At 63.7% G+C, this 13,813-nt stretch carries 15 protein-coding genes, 1 pseudogene and 1 riboswitch; of the genes and pseudogenes, 2 read left to right on the top strand and 14 right to left on the bottom strand.

Annotated elements, in window-relative coordinates; all coding sequences use genetic code 11:
• Positions 1-81: 81 nt before the first annotated feature.
• The 14 genes and pseudogenes from ACKUG4_RS09185 to cobO form a co-directional block, all read right to left on the bottom strand.
• Complete coding sequence (locus ACKUG4_RS09185; RefSeq protein WP_039769833.1) at positions 82-642, bottom strand: glutathione peroxidase; 561 nt, start codon at positions 640-642, stop codon at positions 82-84.
• Positions 643-697: 55 nt separating this feature from the next.
• The gene (locus ACKUG4_RS09180; RefSeq protein WP_007950415.1) at positions 698-820 is read right to left on the bottom strand and encodes a hypothetical protein; all 123 of its coding nucleotides are present in this window, start codon (positions 818-820) and stop codon (positions 698-700) included.
• The gene (locus tag ACKUG4_RS09175; RefSeq protein ID WP_011333148.1) at positions 817-2,025 is read right to left on the bottom strand and encodes an MFS transporter; all 1,209 of its coding nucleotides are present in this window, start codon (positions 2,023-2,025) and stop codon (positions 817-819) included. Before ACKUG4_RS09175 ends, ACKUG4_RS09180 begins: the two co-directional genes overlap by 4 nt.
• 54 nt (positions 2,026-2,079) lie before the next feature.
• On the bottom strand, positions 2,080-2,484 hold the full coding sequence (locus tag ACKUG4_RS09170) for a MarR family winged helix-turn-helix transcriptional regulator (protein ID WP_007950413.1): 405 nt from the start codon (positions 2,482-2,484) through the stop codon (positions 2,080-2,082).
• Positions 2,485-2,527: 43 nt separating this feature from the next.
• The gene (locus ACKUG4_RS09165) at positions 2,528-3,259 is read right to left on the bottom strand and encodes an adenosylcobinamide-GDP ribazoletransferase (protein WP_445433863.1); all 732 of its coding nucleotides are present in this window, start codon (positions 3,257-3,259) and stop codon (positions 2,528-2,530) included.
• Between the two features lies 1 nt (position 3,260).
• Positions 3,261-3,836, bottom strand: a complete 576-nt coding sequence (gene cobC / locus ACKUG4_RS09160; protein WP_445433862.1) for an alpha-ribazole phosphatase family protein — start codon at positions 3,834-3,836, stop codon at positions 3,261-3,263.
• Positions 3,833-4,888: a nicotinate-nucleotide--dimethylbenzimidazole phosphoribosyltransferase gene (gene cobT, locus ACKUG4_RS09155; RefSeq protein ID WP_445433861.1), complete on the bottom strand. Its 1,056-nt coding sequence runs from the start codon at positions 4,886-4,888 to the stop codon at positions 3,833-3,835. The genes cobC and cobT overlap by 4 nt, the downstream gene beginning before the upstream one ends.
• A complete protein-coding gene (gene cobU, locus ACKUG4_RS09150) occupies positions 4,885-5,406 on the bottom strand; it encodes a bifunctional adenosylcobinamide kinase/adenosylcobinamide-phosphate guanylyltransferase (RefSeq protein WP_445433860.1) in 522 nt (173 codons plus the stop codon). The genes cobT and cobU overlap by 4 nt, the downstream gene beginning before the upstream one ends.
• Positions 5,402-6,860: pseudogene (locus ACKUG4_RS09145) on the bottom strand (cobyric acid synthase); the annotation flags it as partial. The pseudogene ACKUG4_RS09145 and the gene cobU, both read right to left, overlap by 5 nt.
• Positions 6,857-7,867, bottom strand: coding sequence for a threonine-phosphate decarboxylase CobD (cobD, locus tag ACKUG4_RS09140; protein ID WP_445433859.1), 1,011 nt, complete (start codon positions 7,865-7,867; stop codon positions 6,857-6,859). The pseudogene ACKUG4_RS09145 and the gene cobD, both read right to left, overlap by 4 nt.
• The gene (cbiB, locus tag ACKUG4_RS09135; RefSeq protein WP_064594520.1) at positions 7,860-8,768 is read right to left on the bottom strand and encodes an adenosylcobinamide-phosphate synthase CbiB; all 909 of its coding nucleotides are present in this window, start codon (positions 8,766-8,768) and stop codon (positions 7,860-7,862) included. Before cbiB ends, cobD begins: the two co-directional genes overlap by 8 nt.
• Positions 8,765-9,415, bottom strand: a complete 651-nt coding sequence (gene bluB, locus ACKUG4_RS09130) for a 5,6-dimethylbenzimidazole synthase (RefSeq protein WP_445433858.1) — start codon at positions 9,413-9,415, stop codon at positions 8,765-8,767. Before bluB ends, cbiB begins: the two co-directional genes overlap by 4 nt.
• Positions 9,412-10,707 (bottom strand): cobyrinic acid a,c-diamide synthase CobB, encoded by a 1,296-nt coding sequence (locus ACKUG4_RS09125; protein WP_445433857.1) that lies wholly within the window; start codon positions 10,705-10,707, stop codon positions 9,412-9,414. The genes bluB and ACKUG4_RS09125 overlap by 4 nt, the downstream gene beginning before the upstream one ends.
• On the bottom strand, positions 10,704-11,315 hold the full coding sequence (gene cobO / locus ACKUG4_RS09120) for a cob(I)yrinic acid a,c-diamide adenosyltransferase (RefSeq protein ID WP_064378669.1): 612 nt from the start codon (positions 11,313-11,315) through the stop codon (positions 10,704-10,706). Before cobO ends, ACKUG4_RS09125 begins: the two co-directional genes overlap by 4 nt.
• 81 nt (positions 11,316-11,396) lie before the next feature.
• Positions 11,397-11,622: riboswitch (cobalamin riboswitch) on the bottom strand.
• A 166-nt stretch (positions 11,623-11,788) separates the two neighbouring features.
• Here cobO and ACKUG4_RS09115 point away from each other — a divergent pair.
• Both ACKUG4_RS09115 and ACKUG4_RS09110 read left to right on the top strand, forming a co-directional pair.
• A complete protein-coding gene (locus ACKUG4_RS09115) occupies positions 11,789-12,373 on the top strand; it encodes a hypothetical protein (RefSeq protein ID WP_064594511.1) in 585 nt (194 codons plus the stop codon).
• A 65-nt stretch (positions 12,374-12,438) separates the two neighbouring features.
• Positions 12,439-13,752 (top strand): PQQ-dependent sugar dehydrogenase, encoded by a 1,314-nt coding sequence (locus ACKUG4_RS09110; protein WP_445433856.1) that lies wholly within the window; start codon positions 12,439-12,441, stop codon positions 13,750-13,752.
• Positions 13,753-13,813: the final 61 nt, after the last annotated feature.

Here is a 13,813-nt window from a genome sequence, read left to right as displayed (position 1 = left end):
TGCTGTACGGCGAGGCTAATGCCTCGCCCACTAAAAAGCCCCGCTCTCTTCACAGAGGCGGGGCTTTTTAATGGGCGTCGATCAGGGTTTCAGCGGCTGGGAGGCAATGGCTTTCTCGATGGCCGCCAGAAATTCAGGATCATCCGGTTTGGTCAGGCTGGAGAAATTGGCGATCACCTTGCCCTGGCGGTCGATGACGTATTTGTAGAAATTCCACTTCGGTGCGCTGCTCTGTTTGGCCAGCACCTGGAACAGATGAGTCGCATCGTCACCCCGCACCTTCTGCGGTTCGGTCATGGTGAACGTCACGCCGTAGTTGGCGTAGCAGACCTTGGCGGTCTCGGCGCTGTCCTTGGACTCCTGCTTGAAGTCATTGGAAGGTACGCCGAGCATTTCCAGGCCCTGGGCCTTGTAGCGCTGATTCAGCGCTTCCAGCCCCTCGAACTGCGGCGCAAAACCACAGAAGCTGGCCGTGTTAATCACTACCAGCGGTTTGTCGGCGTAGCGCTGACACAGGTCGATGGATTCCTTGGCCCGCAACTTGGGCAACGAGCCTTGCAACAGATCCGGACAGTCCGCGGCCTGGGCCAGTCCGGTCAACGCCATCAGCAACGCGGGAACAGCACACCAGCGCTTGAGCATGTCGGGCATCCTTGAGCAATCGTCAGGCCTCGACGTTACTCGCCCTCCCGCCGGTCTAGCAAGCACCCATGCCCAACTGCATCAGCGCCAAACCGCCCTGATGCCAGCCCCACCACACTAGCGCCAGCAACGCGGCGCCGAGCGCGGTGACGACGATCTGCGGCCAGAAACGGTTCATGCAGCGCTCGCACGCGGTTGCAGGCGCTCGACCGGGCGCTCGCGCACCGGCCAGTTCAGCGCCGCCGCCAGCAGGCTCAGGAGAATCGCCACTTGCCAGATCAAGTCATAACTCCCGGTTCGGTCATACACTACCCCGCCCAGCCAGCCGCCGAGGAACGAACCCAACTGATGGAACAGAAACACGATGCCGCCGAGCATGGACAGGTTTCGCACGCCAAACAAGGTCGCCACCGTACCGTTGGTCAACGGCACCGTCGACAACCACAGGAACCCCATGGCCATGCCGAACAGATAGGCCGAGGTCGTCGTCACCGGCAGCCACAGAAACAGCACGATCACCACCGCGCGCAGCAGATAGAGCCCGGTAAGCAGACGCGGTTTGGACATCCGCCCACCGAGCCAACCGGCGGTGTAGGTACCGAAGATGTTGAACAGGCCGATCAACGCCAGCACGGTGGTGCCGACGGTGGCCGGCAGATGCTGATCAACCAGATACGCCGGCAAGTGCACGCCGATGAAAACCACCTGAAATCCGCAGACGAAAAAACCGAATGCCAGCAACCAGAAACCGGAGTGCGAACAGGCTTCGCGCAGGGCTTCGGACAGGGTTTGTTCGTGGCCGAGCACCGGCAGCGGCTTGTCCTTGAGCATGCTCACCAGCGGCACGATCAGCGCCACCAGCAGGCCCAGCACAAGCAATGCCGCCGACCAGCCGAGCCAGCCAATCAGCCCGAGGGTGCCCGGCAGCATCGCGAACTGGCCAAAGGATCCGGCGGCGCTGGCAATGCCCATGCCCATGCTGCGTTTCTCCGGCGGCACGGCGCGGCCGACGACACCGAGAATCACCGAGAACGAGGTCCCGGACAGTCCGATACCGATCAACAGACCGGCGCTCAGGGACAAGCCCAAAGCGGTTTCCGACAGGCCCATGAACACCAGGCCCAAGGCGTAGAGCACACCGCCGATCAACACCACTTTCGCCGCGCCGAAGCGGTCGGCCAGCGCGCCAGTGAACGGTTGCGCCAGCCCCCAGATCAGGTTCTGCAAGGCGATGGCGAAGGCGAACACCTCGCGCCCCCAGCCGAACTGGGCGCTCATCGGCGACAGAAACAAGCCGAAGCCATGCCGCACGCCCAATGACAACGCCAGAATCAGCGCACTCCCCAGCAACACCCAACCGCACGTACGCCACATCGAACTCATTATTATTCTCCAGTCGCGGGTATATACCCGCTTAGATTCGGAAAAAACCGGCCCTCAGGCCAGTTCATCCAATAGCCGCAGCAAGGTTTCACGCTTCTCGGCACCCAGTCGGTCGATCAACCGCTGTTGCGCCGCTTCCCAGGCCGGCAAGGCTGCTGCCAGGCGTTGCGCACCGGTTTCAGTGAGCCGGACGATGCGGTTGCGCATGTCTTCGCCCTCGGCCAGCGCCACCAGGCCCTCGCCTTCCAGCACCCGCAGATTGCGCCCGAGGGTGCTGCGATCCAGGCCCATGGCCTCGGCCAGTTCGGAAATGCTCGGCTGATCCAGGCGCTGCAGATTGCACAGCAGAGAATACTGGGCAACGTTGATCCCGAAGCCGTCGAGAGCGCCGTCGTAATGCCTGCTGACGCCACGCGCGGCGCGACGCAGGTTGGTGCACAAACACTGAGATGGAAGCATGATGCGTGTATATACCCGCGACTGTGTTAAATCAAGTTACAGATCAAGATAAGGCCAGCCCGACCAGCACTGACATCTCCAATAGTTCCAGCAACGCTCCCGCCGTATCACCGGTGGTTCCACCCAGTCGCCGCACCATCAAATGCCGCAGCCAGATGAACACGACAACCGCCAGCAGCAACGCCACGACAGCGTTGAACCCGGCGATCGCCACACACGCCGCCGCACTCCCTGCCAGCACCTGCCAACCCGCCTTGCGCGGCAGATGATCGGCCAGCGCCTGCCCCAACCCGCCGGCCCGCACATAAGTCGTGGTGAGAAACAGCCCGAGCAACGCCGCTCGGCCGATCAGCGGCACGATGATCAATGCCGTGCCCCGCTGTTGTTCGATCAACGCCAGCAACGGGGCGAACTTGAGCAGCAACACCAGCACCAGCGTCACCACCGCGATCGGCCCGCTGCGCGGATCCTTCATGATCGTCAGCGTACGCTCGCGATCACCGAAGCCGCCGAGCCACGCATCGGCGCTGTCCGCCAGCCCATCAAGGTGCAACGCGCCGCTGAGCAGCACCCACACCGCCAGCAACAGCGCCGCATGCAACAGCAACGGCGTGCCGACCAAGGAAATGTTCAGCGCCCAGAGAATGACACCGAACAACAGTCCCACCAGCGGATAAAACAGCAGCGACCGGCCAAGCTGTTCGGGCGTCGGCATCCCCGGCAGACGAATCGGCAGGCTGCTGAGAAATTGCAGGGCGATCCACAGAGGCAGCATGTCAGAGCACTTCCCTGAGCGAACCGTCGGCCTCGACGATCAGCGAAAACAGCGCGCCGTGGCCGACTTCGACATTGAGCAGTTGTTCACGGGGCAAGCCACGGGCCTGCGCCAGCAACAGACGCATGACGCCACCATGACTGATCAGCAACACCCGCTCACCCGCGTGCGCCGCGTGCAGTCGCATCACCGCCGCCAGCACCCGCGCCGAAAAATCGCTGACCGGCTCCCCCTGCGGCGGGGTAAACCCATAGGGATCCGCCCAGAACAAGCCCAGGCCCTCGGCATCGGTTTCCATCAGCGCCGCCGCGCTCTGCCCTTCCCAGGCACCGAAATGCAGTTCTTGCAGATTCTTGTCCAGAGAAACCGACAGCTCCCACTGCGCGCTCAACTCTTCAGCAAACCGCGCACAACGCTGCAACGGCGAACTGACCAGCCGATCCCACGGCCCCTGCCCGCTCACCGCCTCGCGCATCTGCGCCCAGCCTTTTTCGGTCAACGCATCGTCGAGGCTGCCGCGCAGGCCGCCGCCGAGTTCGGTTTCACCGTGGCGCAGCAGATCCAGACGCAGCGTCATGCCGGGCGGTCCGCTACCGCGGCTTCAGCGAAGGTTGCCATCTGGCCGTGCAGGTCGCAGGCCAGGCGCAACAACGGCACCGCCAGCGCCGCGCCACTGCCCTCGCCCAGACGCAGGCCCAGCTCGAGCAGCGGTTCAGCGCCGAGGGTTTCCAGCACATGACGATGGCCCGGCTCGGCACCGCGATGCCCGAACAGCAGCCATTCACGGCAGGCCGGATTCAGGCGCACTGCCACCAGCGCGGCGACCGTACAGATGAACCCATCCACCAGCACCGCCACACCCTCCTGAGCACACGCCAGATACGCGCCGACCAAAGCCGCAATCTCGAAGCCGCCGAGATTGAACAGCGTCTGCAACGCATCGCCACGTTGCGCCGCATGCAGTGCCAGCGCCCGCTCGATCACCTGCGCCTTGTGGCTGACGCCTTCGGCATTCAGCCCGGTGCCGGGGCCGGTCAGGTGTGCCACCGGGCAGTCGAGCAAAGCACAGGCCAGCGCACTGGCTGCCGTGGTGTTGCCGATGCCCATTTCGCCGCCGATGAACAATTGCACGCCTGCCGCTTTCGCCCGCAGCACACTGTCGCGACCGCCCTGCAAAGCGAGTTCACCCTGGGCCTGAGTCATCGCCGCGCCCTTGGCGAAATTCGCCGTGCCCGGGCCGATGTTCAGGTGACGCACGCCCGTCAGGTTCAACGACGGGGTCACGGTGCCCAGATCCACCACTTCCAGCTGCGCGCCGAGTTGCCGCGCCAGCACGCTGATCGCCGCACCGCCGCTGACGAAGTTCAGCAGCATCTGCCCGGTGACCTCCTGCGGGAACGCGGAAACCCCTTCGGCGACAACGCCATGGTCGCCGGCAAAAATCGCGATCCAGACTTGATCCAGTGTCGGCTTGATTCGGCCCTGCAATCCGGCCAGCTGCACCGCCACCGATTCGAGCCGCCCGAGGGAGCCGGCGGGTTTGGTCAATTGCTGCTGACGCGCCGCCGCGTTTTCAACGGCGTTCGCGTCCACCGGTTTGCACGGGTTCAGCCACCAGGCTTGGGTCATAACGCAGGTCCTTTCAAAGTCAGGGGCAGGCCGGCGACCGTCAGGACAACTCGCTGACAACGCTCGGCCAGAGCTTGATGCAGCCAACCGGCGTCATCGACGTAGCGGCGAGTCAATTCGCCCAGCGGCACGACACCCATTCCGGTCTCGTTGCTGACAAAAATGATTTCACCCGGCAGCGACGCCAGGCATTCGAGCAAGGCTTCGCGCTCGGCGGCGAGGCGTTCAGCGTCATCGAGCATCAGCAGATTGGTCAGCCACAGCGTCAGGCAATCCACCAGCAGGCAACGCTCGGGGCCAGCGTTTTCGCGCAGCACACGGGCCAGTTCCAGCGGCTCTTCGATCAACGCCCATTCGGCAGGACGACGAGCGCGATGATGGGCGACACGCTCATTCATCTCGCCATCCAGCGGCTGGCTGGTAGCGATGTATGTCACGGCCAGCGCGCTGTCAGTGGCGAGTTTTTCGGCCAGACGACTTTTGCCGGAGCGGGCGCCGCCGAGGATCAACTGGAGCATGGGGAGATTCCACAGAGTTCGCGTAACAGCCCGGTATCCAGATGCTTCTCCACCAGATCCGCCAGCCGTTCGATATCGCGTTCGCGCAAGCCGTGGTAATCCACCTCCTGCACATCGTTCAGGCCGGCCCAGCGCAACAGCGCGGCACTGGCCGCCGGCGACTCGAACAGCCCATGCAGGTAGGTGCCGAAAATCTGCCCGTCGAGACTTTGCGCGCCGTCGCAGCGGCCGTCGTCCAGATGCACGGCAGCATTTTCCAGCGCCGCTCCCGTGGTCACGCCGGCATGAATTTCATAACCGCTGACCTCGGCATCTTCCAGCGCCAGACGCCCGTGCACATTGCGCAGCTGCTTCTCGGCTTCGAGCTGCGTTTCGAACGCCAGCAACCCCAGACCAGCGCTGGAACCCGGCGCACCTTCAAGGCCCAGCGGATCGTGCACCTGCTCGCCGAGCATTTGCAGACCGCCGCAGATCCCGAGCAATTTCCCGCCGTAACGCAGGTGACGGCGGATGGCGGATTCCCAGCCATTGGCGCGCAGATACGCCAAGTCACTGCGCACGCTTTTCGAGCCCGGAAGAACGATCAGATCGGCCGGCGGTATCGCTTGCCCCGAGCCGATGAATTGCAGATCAACCTGCGGATGCAGACGCAGCGGATCGAAATCGGTGTGGTTGCTGATGCGCGGCAGCACCGGCACCACCACTTTCAGGACTTGCTCCGCCTTGTCGGTCTGACGCTGGTCGATGCCGTCCTCGGCTTCCAGATGCAGATCCATCACGTATGGCAGCACGCCCACCACCGGTTTGCCGGTGCGCTGTTCCAGCCAGTCGAGGCCCGGTTGCAGCAAGGCGATGTCGCCGCGAAAACGGTTGATGATGAAACCTTTGACCCGTGCCTGTTCGCTCGGCGACAGCAGTTCCAGCGTGCCCACCAGATGGGCGAAGACGCCGCCACGATTGATGTCGGCGATCAGCAACACCGGGCAATCCACCGCTTCGGCGAAGCCCATGTTGGCGATGTCACCGGCGCGCAGATTGATCTCGGCCGGCGAGCCCGCGCCTTCGACCATCACCAGCGGATAGGCGGCACGCAAACGCTCGTGGGAGGCAAGCACGGCCTGCATGGCGATGGCTTTGTAGTCGTGATAGGCGACGGCGTTCATGCTGGTGACCGCACGACCGTGGATGATGACCTGAGCGCCGGTGTCGCTGTTGGGCTTGAGCAGCACCGGGTTCATGTCGGTGTGCGGCTCGAGAAACGCCGCCTGGGCCTGCACCGCTTGCGCGCGGCCGATCTCGCCGCCGTCGGCAGTCACCGCGCTGTTGAGCGCCATGTTCTGCGGCTTGAACGGCACCACGGCAACGCCCTGACGGGTTGCCCAGCGGCAGAGCGCCGTCACCAGCGTGCTTTTGCCGGCGTCGGAGGTGGTGCCCTGCACCATTAAAGTGGTCATGCTGGTTTGTTTTCCATAGAGCGTTGCAGGGCGAATGCTTGCAGGGCTTGCTCAAGGCGCGCCTCGTCGGCGGCATCGGCGGGCAGCCCGAATCGCAGACTGCTGTTGTGCGCGAAAAGGCGCAGAAGAATGCCACGGCGGGCCATGAATTCGTGCAACGCGGAGGCCTGTTCGGTGATCAGCCACTGAAACAGCGCGCAGCCGCCCTGCGGTTTGAAACCGGAACGTTCGAGCAGCGCAGCCAATCGTTCGCAGGCCTCGTCGCTGCGGATGCGCTGATGCGTGTGGCCTTCGGTGTCGCGCAGACAGGCATGGCCGAGCACGCGGGTCGGCCCGCTGACTGCCCACGGCCCGACCTGTTCGGCCAGCAACCGGAGCAACTTGCGCTCGGCCAGCACGAACCCAAGCCGCACACCGGCCAGACCGAAAAACTTGCCGAACGAGCGCAACACGATCAACCCCACTTGATGCGCATGCGGGGCGAGACTCAGCTGCGGCGTGTTGTCCATGAACGCTTCATCGACCACCAGCCAGCCGCCGCGCTGGGCCAGCCGTGCGTGCCAGTCGAGCAGGCGCGCCGGGGTCAGGTTCAGGCCCGTTGGGTTGTTCGGATTGACCACCACCAGCACGTCGAGGCTGTCGAGAAAGAAATCGACTTCCTGCTCCAGCACCTCACGCACGATATAGCCGCTGCGCCGCCAGGCTTCAGCATGCTCGGCATAACACGGCGACAGCACGCCGACCTTGCCGGCCCGACGCAATCGCGGCAACAACTGAATGGCCATCTGCGAACCGGCCACCGGCAGCACCTGGCTGGTACCGTAGTAATCGCAGGCGGCCTGCTCCAGACCGTCATCGTTTTCCGGCAAGCGTGCCCAGGCCCGCAGCGGAATATCCGGGACCGGAAACGGCCACGGCGCAAGCCCCGTGGACAGGTCGAGCCAGTCTTCTTCCGCGATGCCGTATTCGAGCGCCGCCCTGCGCAACCGGCCACCGTGCTCAAGCATAGAACTCAGCCCCCACGCAGAGAATCAGCAGCCATAACCATACCCCGCGCTGGACCAATTGCCAGCCGCGATCAATGGAATCGGCATCCGCCGGCACGCCCTCGCCCAGTTGCGGACGCTCGTGCAGCTCGCCGTGGTAAATCGCCGGACCACCCAGTTCGACGCCCAAGGCACCCGCGCCGGCGGCCATAACCGGGCCGGCGTTCGGGCTGTCCCATTTCGGCGCCTGGGTGCGCCAGCATTTCAGCGCCAGTCGGGTTTTGCCGAGCAGCGCGTAGGTCAACGCTACCAGCCGCGCAGGAATGTAGTTGAGGACGTCGTCGATTTTTGCCGCCGCCCAGCCGAAACGCTCGAAACGTTCGTTGCGATAGCCCCACATTGCATCGAGCGTATTGCTCAGACGATAGAGCACCACGCCCGGCGCACCGGCCACGGCAAACCAGAACAGCGCGGCAAACACCGCATCGCTGCCGTTTTCCAGCACCGACTCGGTGGCGGCGCGGGCGACGGCGGTGCTGTCCAGCTCATCGGTCTGGCGGCTGACCAGATACCCCACACGCTTGCGCGCCTCTTCCAGATCATCGGCACGCAAGGCCTTGGCCACCGGCTCGACGTGCTCACCCAGGCTGCGCATGCCGAGGGCGCAATACAGCGCAAGAATCTCGACGATCCAGCCCACGTAAGGCGCCCAGGAAAACGCCGTGGCCAGCAGGGTCAGCGGCAACACCGCGATCACCCACGCGGTGACGCCATGGCTGCGCCAGCCACGACCGCCGCTGTTGAAACGTTGCTCGATGCGCCCGGCGAAATTGCCGAACGCCACCAGCGGATGCCAGCGTTTCGGTTCACCCAGCAGCGCATCCAGCGCAACCGCGGCGACACTCAACAACGCCACACTCATTGACTCACTCCCCAAAAATTTTCATACAGCAGCTCATTGAGCGGACGCGCCTGCGCCCACCCTTCGAGTACCAGCATCGGCGCCGGATAAAATTCCTTGACCGGCCCCAGGCAAAGCACCGCCAGCGGCTTGGCCCCGGCCGGCAGTTTCAGCAAGTCGGCCAGCGCCTGCGGTTCGAACAGCGACACCCAGCCCATGCCCAGGCCTTCGGCACGCGCGGCGAGCCACAGGTTCTGAATCGCGCAGGACAACGACGCCATGTCCATTTCCGGCAGCGTGCGACGACCGAAAATATGCCGCTCGCGATCGTCCATCAACGCGGCGACCAATACTTCGGCGCAATCGTTGATGCCTTCGACCTTGAGCTTCATGAACTCGTCACTGCGTTCGCCGAGGGCTTCGGCGGTGCGCACGCGTTCTTCTTCAACAAGGTTCTGGATCTGACCACGCAAGGCGCGGTCGCTGATACGGATGAAGCGCCACGGCTGCATCAGGCCGACGCTCGGTGCCTGGTGTGCGGCTTCAAGCAATCGTCGCAACACGTCAGGCTCGACCATACCGCCGCTGAAGTGGCGCATGTCGCGGCGTTCAGCGATGGCGCGGTAGACCGCTTCGCGCTCGGCGTCAGTGAAGGCGTTGTCGCTCATGGCACCAACAGCGCGGCAATCGCCGACGGATTTGACGGGAAATAGAAGTGAACGTACGAGGCGGTCATCCGCCCTTCCCTGTAAACCGCTTCCGCGCCGCGCCCGCCGTTGGGGCTGTGGCCACGGGCAATCGGCGTCAGTTCGGTGGTGGTCAGGGAATGGTGATAGGTGTGGCCGCGCAACAGGCCTTCCGGCAGGTCGACCTCTTGCAAGGCCAGCGCAGCGAGGCGCTTTTGCATCACGGCGTCGCCACTCAGCAGGCCGACCAAATCAGCGCGGGTGCCTTCGACATCGGTCAGGGAGTCGAGCAGATAAAGCATGCCGCCACATTCGGCGAGCAGCGGTTTGCCGGCGGCGTGGTGAGCGCGGATCGCTTTGAGCATGTCAGTGTTCTGCGACAAGGCAACGTGGTGCAATTCCGGATAACCGCCGGGCAGGTACAAACTTTCGGCTTCAGGCAATTGCGCATCACGGATCGGCGAGAAGAAACTCAGCTCCGCCCCCATCGCCCGCAACAGATCGAGACTGGCGCCGTAGGTGAAGGCAAAGGCTTCGTCGCGGGCGACGGCAATTCGCACGCCTTCGAGCAGCTTTTCGGTCTCAACGACTCCAGGCGCGGCGAATTCCACGGCCGGTGGCAGCGCTACCTCACATGTGCCGGCGAGTGCTTCGGCGGCGGCGTCGAGACGTACGTCGAGATCATTCAGTTCGCTGGCCTGCACCAGACCGAGATGGCGGCTTGGCAGTTCGATCCCGGTTTCCCGGGACAACGCGCCGTACCAGCGCAGGCCTTCGGTGAGGCTGCCTTCGAGCAACTGCGCATGGCGCACGGTGCCGACACGATTGGCCAGCACGCCGGCGAACGGCAGATCAGGCTGATAGCGCGCCAGGCCCAAGGCCAGTGCGCCGAACGTTTGGGCCATGGCCGTGCCGTCGATCACGCCGAGCACCGGTACGCCGAAATGCCGCGCCAGGTCGGCGCTCGACGGCGTGCCATCGAACAGGCCCATCACGCCTTCGATCAGGATCAGATCGGCTTCGGCAGCGGCTTCCCACAACAGACGTCGACTTTCCTGCTCGCCGACCATCCACATGTCCAGTTGATAGACCGGCGCACCGCTGGCGCGCTCGAGGATCATCGGGTCGAGAAAGTCCGGGCCGCACTTGAATACGCGGACCTTGCGCCCCTGATTGCGATGCAGACGGGCCAGCGCGGCGGTGACGGTGGTCTTGCCCTGGCCGGAAGCCGGCGCGGCGATCAGTACCGCAGGGCAGTGACGTGGTTGATTCAAAGTTCGACGCCTTTCTGCGCTTTGATGCCGGCCTGGAAGGCGTGCTTGATCATGCCCATTTCGGTGACGGTGTCGCCCATCTCGAGCATTTCCGGCTTGGCAGCGCGGCCGGTGACGATCACGTGCTGCATCGGCGGACGGGCCTGCAGATCGCTGAGTACCTGATCCAGATCGAGGTAACCGTGCTTGAGGGCGATGTTCAGTTCATCGAGCACCACCAGACCGATCGACGGATCGCGCAGCAGCTCGCGGGAGACTTCCCAGGCCGCTTCGGCGGCGGCGATGTCGCGCTGACGGTCCTGGGTTTCCCAGGTGAAGCCCTCGCCCATCACATGAAAGCGCACTTGCTCGGGGAAGCGGCGGAAGAACAGCTCTTCACCGGTGCTGTTGCGGCCCTTGATGAACTGCACCACGCCGCACTGCATGCCGTGGCCCATGGCGCGGGCGAGCATGCCGAATGCCGAGCTGCTTTTGCCTTTGCCGTTGCCGGTCAGCACCAGCACCAGGCCGCATTCGTCTGGCGAATTGGCGATGCGCTCATCGATCACGGCTTTTTTGCGCTGCATGCGCGCCAGGTGGCGCTCGTCGCGCTCGGGGGAATCAGTCATGGGGGAGCTCTCCGTTGAGGCTGGATAACGGCGGGCAGGCACAAGAATAGACGGCAACAAGCCTGGCATCGCCCACCGTGATGCCGCTGGATGGATCAGGCCGGTCTCCGGGCTCATGAGCGGCTGGTGCCTGGCTGCGCGCCTTCCCGCTGTTAAGCAGTGGCATCAGACGCAGCTTTTACTCATTTACCGTTGCGGGGGCAGCGCCGGGATCGTGAGGGTTCTTCGCTCGAAGACCCGCCTCACCGGCTTCCCTGTTTCACTCTGTCGACATGCGCCACAGAGCACCTGAAACAAGCCGCGAAGGTTAGAGGGTTGGGGGTGGAGCGTCAATTGAAGAGGGGCTTGTGCGGCGAATAACTGCCATCGATCAATTAACTGACGCCAATCTTGTGCCACACTGACATGAGTGATATCAAAGAGCCATGCTCTTTGACTGCAGAGAGCCCATCACAATAACAAGGGAGAACCCCATGCAAGGCATGATCATCAGCAATCCGCGGCTGGAATTCCTGCGCCCGGTGCTGGAACGCTGGTTTGACTGTATCGACCGCTACAACGCCGTGCGCGGCGACAATGACACGCCCTACTGGCACGACGAAAAAGCCAACCTCGGTCTGCTGTCGGCCGCCGCGTGGATGGCTGAACTGGTCACCCTGCGCGACACTGCCACCCGCAAACAGAACGAAGAAGGCGAGCGCAACGCCCGCGCCGATTTGTTTATTGCCGGCACCGAGGATCGCGCCTTCATTCAGGCGACTCAACGCTGGCCGCGCGTCACCAGCCTGAATCTGACCCAGGCCCTGGCGGATATCACCAGCGACGCCAAGCGCATCAGCTACGCCAGCGACCTGAAACTCGGCTGCCTGTTCGTCGCCCCGCAAAAAGCCCAACACAGCGCCAGCCCGGAAGAATTGCAGGACATGGTCGACGACCTGCAAAAGGAACACACCTGCGCCGTCGCCTGGTATTTCCCCTACGCCTACCGCAAATTGCGCAGCGAAGCCGGCAACTATCACCCCGGCATTGCCGTGCTGTTCAAGGAAGCCCGCGGCTGAGGGTTGAACCATCGGGCTTGTGCGCTTCTCTATGTTTAGGAATGCATTCATAGGGAAGATCAGCAATGCGCAAGCCCCAGCTCGTTTTCGTCATCATGATCGCCGGAGGGCTCGCCGCCTGTGGTGAATCCTCCAGCCTGCAAGTTACCGACGGCACCGGTCCGTCACCGAAACTGCCCGAACCGAACAAGACCCTGATCCCGACGGTGAACATCGCCCCGGCCATCGGCTGGCCGGCCGGCGCCAAACCGATGGCAGCGACAGGTACGCAGGTGGCGGCGTTTGCCGAAAATCTCGATCACCCACGCTGGCTCTACGTGCTGCCCAATGGCGATGTGCTGGTGGCGGAAACCAACGCTCCGCCCAAGCCCGACGACGGCAAGGGCATTCGCGGCTGGGTGATGAAAAAAGTCATGGGCCGCGCCGGTGCCGGCGTCCCCAGCCCGAATCGCATCACCCTGCTGCGCGATGCCGATCATGACGGCGTGGCCGAGACCCGCACGGTGTTCCTGCAGAACCTCAACTCGCCGTTCGGCATGACCTTGGTCGGCAATGATCTGTACGTCGCCGATACCGATCGCCTGCTGCGCTTTAACTACGAGCCCGGCGCGACCGAAATCAACAGCCAGCCGATCAAGGTCGTGGATTTGCCGGGCGGCACGCTCAACCATCACTGGACCAAGAACGTCATCGCCAGCAAAGACGGCAGCAAGCTGTACGTCACCGTCGGCTCGAACAGCAACGTCGGCGAAAACGGCCTCGATCAGGAAGAAGGCCGCGCGGCGATCTGGGAAGTGGATCGCGCCACCGGCAACCACCGGATCTTCGCCTCGGGCATCCGCAACCCCAACGGCCTGGCCTGGGAGCCGCAAAGCGGTGCGCTGTGGACCGCCGTCAACGAACGCGATGAGATTGGCAGCGACCTGGTGCCGGACTACATCACCTCGGTCAAGGATGGTGGTTTCTATGGCTGGCCGTTCAGCTACTACGGCCAGCACGTTGATGTGCGCGTGGAACCCCAGCGGCCGGACATGGTGGCCAAGGCCATCGCTCCGGACTACGCCGTCGGCCCGCACACCGCGTCACTGGGCCTGACCTTCGCCGAGGGCAATCGCCTGCCGGCACAGTTCAAGGAAGGCGCATTCATCGGCCAGCACGGCTCGTGGAACCGCAAGCCGCACAGTGGTTACAAAGTGATCTTCGTACCGTTTGCCGCTGGCAAGCCGAGCGGCACACCGGTTGACGTGCTGACCGGATTTCTCGACAAGGACGAGAACGCGCTGGGTCGTCCGGTCGGCGTGGTGATCGACCAGCAAGGTGGATTGCTGGTAGCCGATGACGTGGGGAACAAGGTGTGGCGGGTGTCAGCGACCCGCTAGTGTGTTGCAGGCATAAAAAAACCCGTGGGAGCCATTCAGCTCCCACGGGTTTTTATGTATC

Source organism: Candidatus Pseudomonas auctus (genome assembly GCF_048654275.1).
Taxonomy (GTDB): Bacteria; Pseudomonadota; Gammaproteobacteria; order Pseudomonadales; family Pseudomonadaceae; genus Aquipseudomonas; species Aquipseudomonas pharyngis.
This window is presented reverse-complemented; position numbering and strand designations above follow the sequence as displayed.

What these genes read in the sequence shown, in the direction of transcription:
- cobD (WP_445433859.1), bottom strand. Translation starts at nt 7,867, where the DNA reads ATGCTTGAGCACGGTGGCCGGTTGCGCAGGGCGGCGCTCGAATACGGC.
- ACKUG4_RS09165 (WP_445433863.1), bottom strand. Translation starts at nt 3,259, where the DNA reads ATGCTGCCTCTGTGGATCGCCCTGCAATTTCTCAGCAGCCTGCCGATT.
- cobC (WP_445433862.1), bottom strand. Translation starts at nt 3,836, where the DNA reads ATGACGCTGCGTCTGGATCTGCTGCGCCACGGTGAAACCGAACTCGGC.
- ACKUG4_RS09180 (WP_007950415.1), bottom strand. Translation starts at nt 820, where the DNA reads ATGAACCGTTTCTGGCCGCAGATCGTCGTCACCGCGCTCGGCGCCGCG.
- ACKUG4_RS09115 (WP_064594511.1), top strand. Translation starts at nt 11,789, where the DNA reads ATGCAAGGCATGATCATCAGCAATCCGCGGCTGGAATTCCTGCGCCCG.
- cobO (WP_064378669.1), bottom strand. Translation starts at nt 11,315, where the DNA reads ATGACTGATTCCCCCGAGCGCGACGAGCGCCACCTGGCGCGCATGCAG.
- ACKUG4_RS09170 (WP_007950413.1), bottom strand. Translation starts at nt 2,484, where the DNA reads ATGCTTCCATCTCAGTGTTTGTGCACCAACCTGCGTCGCGCCGCGCGT.
- ACKUG4_RS09110 (WP_445433856.1), top strand. Translation starts at nt 12,439, where the DNA reads ATGCGCAAGCCCCAGCTCGTTTTCGTCATCATGATCGCCGGAGGGCTC.
- cobU (WP_445433860.1), bottom strand. Translation starts at nt 5,406, where the DNA reads ATGCTCCAGTTGATCCTCGGCGGCGCCCGCTCCGGCAAAAGTCGTCTG.
- bluB (WP_445433858.1), bottom strand. Translation starts at nt 9,415, where the DNA reads ATGAGCGACAACGCCTTCACTGACGCCGAGCGCGAAGCGGTCTACCGC.
- cbiB (WP_064594520.1), bottom strand. Translation starts at nt 8,768, where the DNA reads ATGAGTGTGGCGTTGTTGAGTGTCGCCGCGGTTGCGCTGGATGCGCTG.
- ACKUG4_RS09185 (WP_039769833.1), bottom strand. Translation starts at nt 642, where the DNA reads ATGCTCAAGCGCTGGTGTGCTGTTCCCGCGTTGCTGATGGCGTTGACC.
- ACKUG4_RS09175 (WP_011333148.1), bottom strand. Translation starts at nt 2,025, where the DNA reads ATGAGTTCGATGTGGCGTACGTGCGGTTGGGTGTTGCTGGGGAGTGCG.
- cobT (WP_445433861.1), bottom strand. Translation starts at nt 4,888, where the DNA reads ATGACCCAAGCCTGGTGGCTGAACCCGTGCAAACCGGTGGACGCGAAC.